General features: G+C 41.8%; 10 protein-coding genes. 3 read left to right on the top strand and 7 right to left on the bottom strand.

Translation table 11 applies throughout. From position 1 onward, the window contains the following. The first annotated feature begins 185 nt into the window (after positions 1-185). Positions 186-560, top strand: coding sequence for a hypothetical protein (locus tag FCR06_RS26220; RefSeq protein WP_138504984.1), 375 nt, complete (start codon positions 186-188; stop codon positions 558-560). A 61-nt stretch (positions 561-621) separates the two neighbouring features. On the opposite strand, the gene cobT is transcribed toward FCR06_RS26220, so the two are convergent. The 3 genes from cobT to FCR06_RS26205 form a co-directional block, all read right to left on the bottom strand. Then, positions 622-1,794: a nicotinate mononucleotide-dependent phosphoribosyltransferase CobT gene (gene cobT, locus FCR06_RS26215; protein ID WP_138504982.1), complete on the bottom strand. Its 1,173-nt coding sequence runs from the start codon at positions 1,792-1,794 to the stop codon at positions 622-624. 169 nt (positions 1,795-1,963) lie between these two features. After that, a complete protein-coding gene (locus FCR06_RS26210; RefSeq protein WP_138504980.1) occupies positions 1,964-2,701 on the bottom strand; it encodes a DUF2232 domain-containing protein in 738 nt (245 codons plus the stop codon). Between the two features lie 14 nt (positions 2,702-2,715). Continuing rightward, the gene (locus FCR06_RS26205; RefSeq protein ID WP_138504978.1) at positions 2,716-3,381 is read right to left on the bottom strand and encodes a Crp/Fnr family transcriptional regulator; all 666 of its coding nucleotides are present in this window, start codon (positions 3,379-3,381) and stop codon (positions 2,716-2,718) included. 530 nt (positions 3,382-3,911) lie between these two features. Here FCR06_RS26205 and FCR06_RS26200 point away from each other — a divergent pair. Together FCR06_RS26200 and FCR06_RS26195 are read left to right on the top strand one after the other, a co-directional pair. After that, the gene (locus FCR06_RS26200) at positions 3,912-7,844 is read left to right on the top strand and encodes a hypothetical protein (protein ID WP_138504976.1); all 3,933 of its coding nucleotides are present in this window, start codon (positions 3,912-3,914) and stop codon (positions 7,842-7,844) included. A 302-nt stretch (positions 7,845-8,146) separates the two neighbouring features. Further along, positions 8,147-8,800 (top strand): sugar transferase, encoded by a 654-nt coding sequence (locus FCR06_RS26195; protein ID WP_189523586.1) that lies wholly within the window; start codon positions 8,147-8,149, stop codon positions 8,798-8,800. A gap of 38 nt (positions 8,801-8,838) precedes the next feature. On the opposite strand, the gene FCR06_RS26190 is transcribed toward FCR06_RS26195, so the two are convergent. From FCR06_RS26190 to gmd, 4 genes are read right to left on the bottom strand one after another with little or no spacing between them, the layout of a single operon-like run. Next, complete coding sequence (locus FCR06_RS26190; protein WP_138504972.1) at positions 8,839-9,675, bottom strand: carbohydrate ABC transporter permease; 837 nt, start codon at positions 9,673-9,675, stop codon at positions 8,839-8,841. Between the two features lie 55 nt (positions 9,676-9,730). Further along, entirely contained in the window at positions 9,731-10,306 is a 576-nt protein-coding gene (locus FCR06_RS26185; RefSeq protein ID WP_138505068.1) for a 5-formyltetrahydrofolate cyclo-ligase, read from the bottom strand. Between the two features lie 50 nt (positions 10,307-10,356). Continuing rightward, positions 10,357-11,301, bottom strand: coding sequence for a GDP-L-fucose synthase family protein (locus FCR06_RS26180; protein WP_138504970.1), 945 nt, complete (start codon positions 11,299-11,301; stop codon positions 10,357-10,359). Positions 11,302-11,324: 23 nt separating this feature from the next. After that, a complete protein-coding gene (gene gmd, locus FCR06_RS26175; RefSeq protein WP_138504968.1) occupies positions 11,325-12,404 on the bottom strand; it encodes a GDP-mannose 4,6-dehydratase in 1,080 nt (359 codons plus the stop codon). Positions 12,405-12,438 lie beyond the last annotated feature (34 nt).

Here is a 12,438-nt window from a genome sequence, read left to right as displayed (position 1 = left end):
GACTGATTTTTCTCAACAAATTTGCTTAGTCGTACTTATGTTAAATCTTGACTTAATATTTAGAAGTAATGATTTAAATGTCACATTGCCACAAAAAATATGAATACTTAAATAATCCATAAGTATAGTTAAGATTCTCAGTAAATTGAATAACATAGAAGACAATGTGCCAATGAGGGTATTGAATGGAGCCATTACAAAAGCAAATCCTGGTTTTGAGCCAAAAACTGGATGCCCTCTGCCAAGTAATTGAGCAGCTTGACATTAAAGTAGCTCAAACTTATTCAGAGTGTTCGTTAGCGAATACGCAAGCAAAGGAAAATTATCAAGAAAATAGCGCTATTGGAGGCAATCAGCTAAAAGGACGTATAAGTTCAAATTCAGAAATGGAACATAAGGATGTATTAACAGATGGCATTTATATAGACATGCATCGTCAAGGTGGAGATAATAACTTAACACCAGAAATTCAAATACAACGACTCACAGCGCAATTAACAGCAGCATATAATCGTATTGCTGCCTTGGAAGAACAACTACTTAGAGAAAGAATTCATTAATTTAGTCAATATTCATGAGTTCAAATATTAACCGGAGCTTTATAAGTTTCCGGTTTTGTTATTAGTAATTAACCAAGCTCAGCCGTTCAAGTTGGGCTTCAATCGCTGCTAAAAGTTGGTTTTGTTGCCAATCTTGGCTAAGATGCGCTGCTATGCAAGCTGCTCCAGCACCCATACCTTCTTTGACAAAGCCCTGCTCATAAGCTCTGAGTTGGGGATAACGAGAATCACTAAAATTGAGAGCAGTTGCTAAAAGGGGAGGAGTTGCTGCAATCTGTGTTGAACTGCCTTTATTAAAGGTTAGAGCTAAGTCAACAGTAGCACCAGTAGGATCTTCCGCCACCCACCGGGTTGTACCCACAACTACTTGTTCTGGTTGCCATGAAAAAGCGTAAGCTTGAGCGATCGCACTCATTAGGGCATAAACCGCTAGCATTTGCGTCCCTCCAGCTAGCAGGACACCACAACTCCGACTAGCAGCGATCGCCATTCCAGCCACTACCACTTGCATCGGATCGCCCACAGCAGCGACGAGTTTCAGAGGATCAGGTGGGGCAGATGGGCCCAGAGTTCCCCATCTTCCCATTGCCCCATCTCCCCTCATCCTCTCCAATCCAGCTTGTACTAATGCCCACTTTTGGGCGTGGTTACAAACAGGGTGGCTACTGTTAACTTTTCCGGCAGCTTCTATACCTAAACCAGTTAAAATTGCCAAAGCAGTTGTAGTGCCTCCAACGACGCACTCACCAATAATCAGATATCCCTGTTGAATATTGGCAGCAAGGCGTTCTCCCCAAAGTAGCCCTTGTTTGAGCAAGTGATGCACCGTTGTGATTTCCATAGCATTACCTCCACTTAAGCACTTAGCCCAAGTGCCACCCAAATCAATTAGTGGCACAGCAGGAGCCTGAGGTAAGCCAGCATTAAACAAATGCACTGGTATTTTTAGTGACTCAAATACAGCACGAGAAATCAACACAGGGGAAGCCCCAGCTGCCAATGGTGGTAATGGATATTGGGGCTTATGTTCTGCCCCATAATACAAAAACTCTGCATCAGCACAAGCAGTATATTTTCGATCCTCTGGAGTGCGACCGGCTGCTGAAATTCCTGGAATTAAACCAGTTTCAGTAAATCCTAAAACACAGGCAAATACGGGCAAACAACTACGATACCGTCGCAGCCATTCTTCAGCCTGTTTTTTTTGAGTATAAATACGAATTTGGGAGGGCATGGGGCGTGGGGAGATGCAAAGATGGGGAGCAGGGGAAGAGATAATACCAATTCAAAATTCAAAATTCAAAATTAAGAAAGCCAGACATAACAAAGGTTTGGGAGTATGCATCTGTCGCATTCTTTTTTCAAATTGGTATAACTAATGACCAACGACTAATGACTAATGACTATCCTTCATAATCCATGAGGACTTGCACCCAGTGTGGTGGGCGGGAAATGGGGTTACCCAGGCGGTCAAAAAGTAGCCATGCTGCTATGTGTACTACAAAAAGGTAGATAAAGTTATTGAGTACTATTAAAGCGATCGCCCCTATTTGAATTAAAAACACACTGGGACTCGCCAATAAACTCAGCTTCAGAAATACCCACTCGATAAAGTCACTCACTTGGGTAATCACATAAATCCAGAGGTCTTCACCCGACAATACAGACAATAACCACAACCGAAAAAATACTCCTAAAGTACCCAACAGCGTACCTAAAGTGATGGAAACAATCCAGGGAACACGACGACGATACCATGCTGCCCCCAAAAGTACGCCCATAAATCCGTAGGGCATGACAAACAGCAAACTGCGGGCTGGCCCCATCAGTACCGTCAGCAGTAATCCAGAAGTGAGTGCTGCCATCCATGCTGCTCGTTTGTCCCAACGCAGATAAACTAAAGCGATCGGCACTGGAAAAAATATCCGTAAAACTGGCCCCAAGGGAAAATAAAAGTTAATAAACCAAATTAGACTAGCAGTACTGGCTAAAAAGGCCGTCTCCACCAACCTCAAGGGTGTATCAGCCTTGAGTTGAGGACGGGTAAGCTGTTGTTTGTCCAACCAATGATTAGTGGAAGTTTCAGATTCCGGCGCTGGTTCGTCCTCTGGCTCATCTGGCAGAGAATTTAAAATGCTCATATTTTGACAAGTCGTTAAACTATCATCCTTTCCAAGGCTGACATATCAGGAATACAGATAATGTCTTGATCCCGTTTAATCAAGCCTTTTTTTTCTAGCCTTGTCAATACTCGTGTCACCGTTTCCCTTGCCAGTCCGCTCAAACTGCTCAATTCCCGATGAGGTAAATTCGGGATTTCGGTTCCTGTTTGCCCTTTTTTTCCCTGTCCTTCCGCTAAAAACAGTAATGTATCTGCTACCCGTGACTGACTATGAGATTCCCGCAAGCGTAATCGCCGATTCACTTGCTGTAAACGCTCTGCCATCAGTTTTGCTAATCGCAGTCCTGCCAAGGGTTCTATTTTAAGTAAATTACTAAAATCTGTAGCCGGCATACTACCAATTACTGTTGGGGTGAGGGTAATCACATCAGTGGTTCGGCGCTTTTCACTCAAAACTGCCATTTCACCAAACAATTCCTCTTTGCCAAGAATATTCAGTGTTACCTCTTTCCCTTCCAAATTATAAGTACGAATTTTTACCCATCCTTGTTTAAGAAAATACACAGCACCACCCCAGTCATTTTCTAATACAATTACTTGATTAGCTGGGTGAGTGCGGGTTACAAGATGGGTTAGGGCTGCTTCCACAACTGCTTCTGGCAAACCCTGAAAAAAGGAGGGCACATATCGGTCTTCCATTAGGACATTTTTTATCAAGCTGCTATATACACACGACAGACAAGAGCATTTTTTTGAGCCGAAGCGATCAAAGTACAGCCCTCTTTGAACAATAAAAATAACCTATGCTTCACAACAAAGCGATCAGAGGATTTTTCTCAACAATCTTTACCTATGGGTTTAAATAAAGTATAAGTTTTGCAAAAACTAGTTTATAGCCTGCCGAAATATCGTTTAGGGGGTAGCTGCACTGCAAACTTAATTACTCTAGATTACTTAAAAATATAGGCAAACAACATTCATCATACTCAAGCTAGTAAATTATTGCTCACATATATTCAACGGTTTTGACCAATCAAGCTAAGCTTGGTGAACAAACACTCACTGAAGATTGCCACTCTTGCCAGTAATCCATAACATAATGACAGTCACAAGTGCAAGTAGCGGCTTTTGCCACTCAAAACTTCTCCGATCAAAGACGCTGCGCGAACGGTGATTGTAAATTAATTGTCACACTAGTTGACATATAGTTCTAGTTAAGGTAAATAAAAGTGACTTCCAGTGCAGATGAAATTCAAAAACTGATCGCAGATATTGACAACTTATTTGCCAGTGGTGGCAAGCGCCTATCTAGATTTTTGTCTGGTCAGGGACAAGAACCTAAAGAGTTATTAGAACGAATTCGTGACTTTCTAATTAGGCTACAACAAAAAGCAGCATTAGAAGACGGTATTGAAAATCAGTCATTGAGAGAAACGCGTTCGCCTTTGTTAACAAAATTTGTCGATCAAAGTCATAACCAGCTTTTACTACCACCATCCGAATCTACTCAAGAATGCAGTACCGTTGAGGCAGGAGAATTAAAAACTGAATTTTCGAGACTGATACAGCCGTTACGTACAGAATTAGAAGGACTATTACAAGAACGAGCCACTCTTGTACAAGAAATCCGGCAGCTAGAGCAAAAGCGATTGCAAAACTACTCTCTAGCGCAGCAGTTGACAAACCAAGAGCAGATGATTACCGAGTTTTTACAGGTACTCATGAGTCGCCTTGTGCCAACTTTCACGCCATTAGTAACACCAACTCCAGCAAATTCCCCAAGTTCTTCTGGAGAAATTAATCGCAGCAACCCAGAATCAGTAACTTTTGCAACTCAACCTTTTTTAGAATCTCCAGATCGTGTAGAGCAATTAACCCAGCTGGCTCAGGATTTAGATCAACGCCTGTTATCACTAGATGGAACTGTGAATGTTGTCTTTGAGGCATTACAACGCAACATTAATACTTATTACGAGTCATTATCGCAAGCACTGGCAAGAATGCATAGCAAGGGAATACAGGGTGAACAGTTGATGGCTAGCTTTCTTAACAATTTGACCCAGTATTTGCAGCAACAATCCCCTACTGAATCATCTTTATTGAGGGTAGAAGCTGAAACATTACCTGAATTACTGGCTCAGCCAACTGATATCAATGCCGAAGCTCCCCTCCAACTCTTAGAACTGATCCAGCCAGAAAATTCAACAATTAATCTTGAGCAACAGAATACTATCCTCACAGAAGATTTAGATGCAGTACTATTACAACTTGGTTTAGACTCGTCTCAACCTTCTGAAAGTCCAGCTGAATTACCAGAAGATATTTTTACCTTAATTGCTGATGAAGTAGACCAACTTTATGCGAGTTTGTTTGGTAGTAGTAATGCACCAACTTCTGTTACAACTTCTCCATCAACCTTGAATATTCCTGAGGAAACGCCTGTTGTATCTGCAACTGAGGCTGAGGAGATTCTGACACTTGATACATCCCTTGCCAAGGAAGAGACAGATGTTGTTGATGTGAGCAATGGCCAGGCTGCCGTAGAAACAACAAATTCAAAAGAAGGACTATTTTTTGCAGAGGATACTAATTTAGCCCCAGCACCAGAAACGGCAACAAACAGTTTGCCTGTGCAAGACACTCAGCCAGAAGTTGCTGATACTATTAATATCTTGACTGATTTACTGCCTGATGTCGGTACCCAAGAAGAAGTTTTGGAAGTACCTTCGTCTGTGAATAATGCCACAAATACGGCAGCAGTCACTCCAGAAATACCAGAAATTGCGATCGCCACAAATCCCACACACGATCGCCAAGAATCTGCTTTAGATAACTATATTCCAGCTTCACCACAAGAAAACCTACTTAGTTTAGAGTCAAATAAGGTTCCAGTTATCCCCGATATTTCCTTAAATGAAGAACAGTTGCAGCAATTAGACCAGGATTTGACTAATTTCGCTCGACAGCTAAATTCTGAGTTGCAACCAGCTAGTAAGTTAGATATTTCCTTAGATGTTGGTAAAACTCAAGACACAATCCCTACAGTTTACCCTGAGCAACAATCAGAAAATCTCCAAATAGCAACAACCAGTTTAGCAGTTCCCCAGGTAGAAACTAACTTAGATTTAGACCGAAAAACTGAAGAAAAGCAACAGACAACTTCTGTTGCAGAAAGTTCTTTAACTGCAAATTCTAACTTCATAAACAATACAGAAGTTTCAGCCGACGTTCTCCGATCAGTCTGGTATTTAGGAATAGATTTGGGTACAACAGGAATTTCCGCCACATTATTAGATAGTTCTTCTTTAGTTGTACATCCTATCTACTGGTCAGCAGAAAACCCACCGGGAACAACTTCTTTTCAGCAATCATTTCGTTTACCAACAGAGGTTTACCTACCCACAGCTTCCGTACCTCACGGTGAAAATGAAAGTATCGAAGCACATGAGCAGACAGCGCCTGCGGCTGTTGCCCAAGATAAGAATCCTGCACCATCCACAACCGCAGCAGATTCGATAAACAATCTTTACTCGGCACAGTTGAAGCCTTATTTACAAGTAGCCATTCCTTACAAGAGCGAACGGCAAAAATGGGAGCCTGTTTTACAATTAAATGAATTTTCGGCAGGGCCATTAATTTGGGTTGTGCGATCGCTCTCGAAGCTACTGTTAACTCTCAAGTGCAATCGAGCTAGTACTACTCCTAGTTTAATTGCTGCTGCTATTGGAATTAGTGAACAAAATTTTTCTGAGATTATTAATAATATTGCTGGTGTAATTTGCACTTGTCCATCTAGTTGGTCAGAACAATATCGCTTCAACGTCAGAGAAGCTCTACTCACCAGCAAACTGATTCAACATCCCCAGCAAGTCTTTTTTGTCGAAGAAGCGATCGCTAGTTTACTCCCGGAACTTGATGCTGCTAGCGGTGAACCAATAAAATTAAAATTAAGCCAAGGTGAAGATTCTCATCCGGCAAAAACCAGCGAATATTCCCTTGTGGGCAATACTCTGGTGATTAATATTGGCGCAACTGCTACAGAAATGTTGTTAGTCGATGTACCAGAAACCCTGGTACAGTTGACATACAATGATTTTATGCTCCACAGTTTTGCTTATGCTGGCAAGGGAATTGAACAAGACATTATCTGTCAGCTGCTTTTACCACCCAAATCTCGGCAATCACGTTTAGAAACCCAAAGCGAAAGCAAAACTACCGCAACTAATCCCTGGCAATGGCAACCTTCAATTCCCGGTTTAGACCAAATGCATTGGCAGAGTTTAGAATTAGAAGAATTAGAACTACCCAGAGTCGGCGAACCAGATATTACTGCTCGGATTCGCCTCCAACAGCGTCTAGAAAGTTCTTTGCTAGGACAGGCGGTGTTAGATGCAGCACTAGCTCTGAAGCTGATTTTACAACACCAAGATTCTTTTACTATGGAATTGGCTGACCAGCGGTGGATTTTACGACGACGAGATTTAGAAAGCCAAGTATTTATTCCGTTTGTCCGCCGCTTGAACCGCGAACTCAACAAGTTATTGGTTGCTCGTGGTATTCCTACAGAAGCAATTAATCAAGCTATCCTGACTGGTGGTGTAGCTTGTGTAGGAACAGTAAACCGTTGGCTACGCCAAAAGCTCCCCAGCGCTAAAATTATTCAAGATTTATATCTCGGCGAAAACGGCGCTCCTAATTGCAGTCGAGTTGCCTATGGTTTAGCAATGCTACCTTTGCATCCCCAGGTGTTAGATATACCCAGACAACAATACACTGATTATTTTCTATTTACAGAATTACTGCACCTGCTACCAGACCGACCCTTATCTTTCAGCGAGGTTATGCAGTTATTTGAAGCTCGTGGGATCAATACCCGCACTTGTCAGCAACGCCTGTTGGCTTTTCTAGAAGGTGAATTGCCTTCCGGTTTGATACCTTCAGTCACAGACTCAACCTGGCTTACCCAMAGTTCTCAAGAAAATCCTGATTATCTAGCGATCGCCACTGCACCACTTTTTGAAAAACAAGGCAGTCTCACCTATCGTCCTAATTCTCAGCAACTTTTGTCTTTACGTCGCTATCTCGATGCGATCGAAGCTACTAATCAGCAATCACTAGAGGAACCATATACAGTAAATTTCACTCTAGAGATTCATAATTAAAGTTAGTGTTGTTACGCAAAATTCAAAAGCAGCTAGATTGTAAGTAAACAATAACTTTACTCGCAAAATTTTTGGCTGTGTATTATAGCAAAATTTTTGGTATTTTTTATAAAAATATACTAAAAATTTACAATTTGACCGATTAATTAAAAGATTCTGTAAAATTTGGGTTTTCGTTTTTTTCTAATTTTAATTTTGTGTATATTAACACTCAGTAGCTATGAGAAAAATATTAAAAATCGTCTAAAAATTATGTCTAGACTACCGATGCATAAATTATTGTTATATATAAATTAACTCTTGTGAATCATCTTTATTTTTATTCCCTTGATTGCTCGCAACAGCCCTCACATCCCTCAACTGTAAGCTTGGTAAAACGATTAATTGACATTGTTGGAGCCATTGTTGGGCTAATTATTACATTAATAGTACTAATTCCTGTAGCAATTGTTACCTGGATTCACGAACCAAGTCCAATATTTTATTCTCAAATTCGTTGCGGTTTGAATGGAAAACCTTTTCGGATAAGGAAATTCCGTTCTATGGTTATGAATGCTGAGAAACTCAAGCATTTAGTTGAAAACCAAGCCCAAGGTCACATCTTTAAATCTATTAACGATCCTCGAATTACTCCTGTAGGTAAATTTTTGCGGCGTACTAGTTTAGACGAACTTCCGCAATTCTGGAATGTTTTAGTAGGGGATATGAGTTTAGTTGGCACTCGTCCACCGACTCTTGATGAAGTCAAGCATTACGATCCACATCACTGGGATAGATTGCTAGTCAAACCAGGCATTACAGGAGAATGGCAGGCTAATGGTCGTTCAAGCATTACAGATTTTGAAACTATTGTCAAGATGGATATGGATTATCAACGTAAATGGTCTGTAACTTACGACTTGAGTCTAATTATGAAAACAATTTGGGTGGTTTTGAAAAAAACTGGTGCTTATTGAGTTAGTAATTAGTTATTCTCCTCATCTCCTCATCTCCCTCACCCCTTAACCCCACTACCAGTTTCCGTAGGTACAATATAACGTTGTAAAAACACAAATAATAATAATACTGGCGTGATCGCAATTACTGAGCCAGCTGCTACCAATCGCCAATCAAGGGAAAATGTACCTACTAGTTTTGCAACTCCCAGAGGAAGAGTATATAAATTTTCGTCTTGGATGACAATTAAAGGCCATAAAAAGTCACTCCAAGCACCAATAAATATAAAAATAGCTAAAGTTACTAATGCTGGGCGAATTGCTGGTAACATTACGTACCACCACAAACCTAACTCAGAACTGCCATCCATGCGAGCAGCTTCTTCTATTTCTTTGGGAACACTTATGAAAGCCTGGCGCAGCAGAAAAATGCCAAAAGCAGAAGCTAAGCTCGGAAAAATCATTCCTAGATAAGTATTTCTCAAACCCAACTGGACTGTCAAAATATAAAGAGGAATCATCACAATCTGGAAGGGAATCATAATCGTTGAGACAATCGCTAAAAAAATCCAGTCTCGCCCCACAAATGATAATCTTGCCAAGGGATAGGCAGCTAAAGCGCAAAACAGGAGATTAAAGCCAACAGTCAGCACTGCGACTAAGGTGCTGTTATATAAATATTGTCCAAAAGGTAAAGAGTGCCAAACACTAAAAAAGTTATCTAATGTAGGCGATGCAGGTAATAACTGTGGCGGCGACTGCAAAATATTTTCTGTAGGTGATTTTAAGGCTGTACTGATTAACCACAGCAAAGGAAAGAGCATCACCAGTGCGATCGCTCCTAATAGCGCATACATTAACAGAATTTGCGATCGTGATTTTTTGGAGTTCAACATTTGATTAATAACTATAAATAATATTTGATGATGTTTGTTTCTCATCCTCAACCCTTTAGTCTTTAGCAGTCAACCCACTTTCAGTCAAAACGGCTTCTAACGGTTTATCCCAAGGTTCGATAGGTAGCTGGGATAAATAGGCAAAATCAAATACAATTCCCATAGTGGGCTTTGTCAACCACTCTGGTGAACTGAGGAGGCGATCGTAATATCCTCCGCCATAACCGAGGCGATATCCTTGATAATCGCAAGCAACACTGGGAATGAGAATTAAATCTACTTCCGTAGGATCTAAAGTAGGAGCGTTGGGATGGGGTTCGCTAATCCCATAAGCGCTACTGGCAACAGAATCGTGAGGCTGCCAAACATGCCAAGATAGGGATTGATTAACGCAGCGAGGAAATCCCCAACGGTACTTGGTGTCTGTGAATAGTGGACTCAGATCTGGTTCTTGGCGAAAGCTAAAATAAGCAAGTATTGTTTTTGCTTGGGCAAACAAAGCAGAGTTTTGTAAGTGAAAGCAAATGCGATCGCTTTTTTCTCTCCACTCTCGGATGGCCATTGCTTGACGTGTTTTGAGTAAAGTACGACGTAGTTGTGTTTTATTTAGTTGACAATTAACTGTGTCCACATTCAAAATTTGCTCAATAAAAGCTAGGGTGGGCACTGCCCACCCTCAAATTATGTCGCGTGTTGACGATACCACTCAATGGTATTGTTTAAGCCTTGCTCAAAGCTAACTTGGGCAGTAAAATTAAAAGCAAGCAAGGCGCGTTGAGTATCCAAACAGCGCCTCGGTTGACCATTGGGCTGGTCAGTTTGCCAAACAATCTCACCCTTAAACTCCATCAAATCACAAATCAAACTCACTAAATCACGGATAGAAATTTCATCACCCGTCCCTAAATTCACAGCTTCAGATTCGTTGTAGAATTGCGTACCCATGACAATTCCTCGCGCCGCATCCACAGAATACAAAAACTCCCTCGTCGGACTACCATCACCCCAGACAAACAGTTGCTTTTGTTGTTGAATTTGAGCTTCGTGAACCTTGCGAATTAACGCCGGAATCACATGAGAACTTTCCGGATTAAAATTATCTTCCGGGCCGTATAGATTTACCGGCAACAGATAAATACCATTAAAACCATACTGCTGGCGGTAAGCCTGCAACTGTACCAAAAGCGCTTTTTTGGCAATTCCGTAAGGGGCGTTGGTTTCCTCTGGGTAGCCATTCCACAAATCATCTTCTTTGAACGGCACCGGAGTAAATTTCGGGTAAGCGCAGATAGTACCAATACAGACGAATTTTTCGACTCCAGCTTCTAAGGCAGCATGAATCAGCTGACTTCCCATGATTAAGTTATCGTAAAATAACTCTGCGGGTTTTTCCCGATTCAGACCAATACCGCCAACATGAGCTGCTAAATGGATAACGATGTCTTGCTGGTCAACTGCACCCTGACAATTTTGCCAAACTCGTAAATCGCAATCGCGCGAGCGCACGACAGTAATTTTCTCAACTGATGCCCCTGCTTGAGAAAGTTGGTTTACTACTTGACGACCGAGAAACCCTGACCCACCAGTCACCAGAATGCGTTTATTTTGTAGTTTTAAGGCGGTCATATTTTTATCCTCTGTGGTGGGAATCAGAAGTGCATTGCCCCAAGTTCTTGACGAAGGGTAGCAATTTCATGTGGAAATTGCGAACCGTTGCCATTGGGGGAAGTGTAACCCAAGGCTTGCAAGTCTGCTTCTACCATTAAGCCAACTAATTGTTCAAAGCTGACCGATGGCGTCCAGCCTAAGTTTTGGCGTGCTTTGCTCGAATCGCCAATCAGTAACTCTACTTCTGCTGGACGCAGATAACGTTGGTCAAACTCGACATAATCTTGCCAATTGAGATTGACATAACTAAATGCCAACTCTAAAAACTGCCGCACTGAGTGGGTTTGCCCTGTGGCAATCACGTAATCATCCGCTTGGTCTTGCTGCAACATCAACCACATTGCTTTGACGTAATCTTTGGCGTAGCCCCAATCTCGCTTGGCGTCGAGATTTCCCATGTAAATCTTTTTCTGCTTTTTGGCGACGATGTTGGCGACTGCCATTGTAATTTTACGCGTCACGAAGGTTTCACCCCGCCTGGGTGATTCGTGGTTGAAAAGTATGCCGTTACAAGCAAACAAATTGTAGGATTCACGATAGTTGACTGTTTGCCAATGAGCGTATACTTTGGCGCAGGCATAGGGACTACGCGGATAAAAGGGTGTTGTTTCAGTTTGTGGGATTGCTTGGACTAGTCCATACATTTCTGATGAACCTGCTTGGTAAAACCGCACTTCGATTCCGGTACGTCTTTGGTAGTCTCGAATTGCTTCTAATAGACGTAGGGTTCCCATTCCCACTGCATCTACTGTGTATTCTGGCGAGTCAAAGCTGACTCGGACATGGGATTGAGCGCCCAGGTTATAGATTTCTACTGGTTGGACTTCTTCTAAGATGCGTCGCAGTGTTGTTCCATCTGTCAAATCCCCGTAGTGCAGGAATAATTGCACGCCTTGTTGGTGCGGGTCTTGGTAGATGTGGTCGATGCGGTCTGTGTTGAAGGTGGAAGTGCGTCTGATTATTCCATGAACTTCATAACCAAGTTCTAGTAAATACTCGCTTAGATATGAACCATCTTGACCTGTTATACCTGTGATTAACGCTCGCTTTTTCTGCGTCATTACCTGTGATTAACGCTCGCTTTTTCTGCGTCAT

The organism is Nostoc sp. PA-18-2419, from assembly GCF_005869855.1.
In the GTDB taxonomy this organism is placed as follows: Bacteria; Cyanobacteriota; Cyanobacteriia; order Cyanobacteriales; family Nostocaceae; genus Nostoc.
The sequence above is the reverse complement of the archived record's forward strand: the minus strand, read 5'-3'. Positions and strand labels throughout refer to the sequence as shown.

What these genes read in the sequence shown, in the direction of transcription:
- gmd (WP_138504968.1), bottom strand. Translation starts at nt 12,404, where the DNA reads ATGACGCAGAAAAAGCGAGCGTTAATCACAGGTATAACAGGTCAAGAT.
- FCR06_RS26220 (WP_138504984.1), top strand. Translation starts at nt 186, where the DNA reads ATGGAGCCATTACAAAAGCAAATCCTGGTTTTGAGCCAAAAACTGGAT.
- FCR06_RS26180 (WP_138504970.1), bottom strand. Translation starts at nt 11,301, where the DNA reads ATGACCGCCTTAAAACTACAAAATAAACGCATTCTGGTGACTGGTGGG.
- cobT (WP_138504982.1), bottom strand. Translation starts at nt 1,794, where the DNA reads ATGCCCTCCCAAATTCGTATTTATACTCAAAAAAAACAGGCTGAAGAA.
- FCR06_RS26205 (WP_138504978.1), bottom strand. Translation starts at nt 3,381, where the DNA reads ATGGAAGACCGATATGTGCCCTCCTTTTTTCAGGGTTTGCCAGAAGCA.
- FCR06_RS26210 (WP_138504980.1), bottom strand. Translation starts at nt 2,701, where the DNA reads ATGAGCATTTTAAATTCTCTGCCAGATGAGCCAGAGGACGAACCAGCG.
- FCR06_RS26190 (WP_138504972.1), bottom strand. Translation starts at nt 9,675, where the DNA reads ATGTTGAACTCCAAAAAATCACGATCGCAAATTCTGTTAATGTATGCG.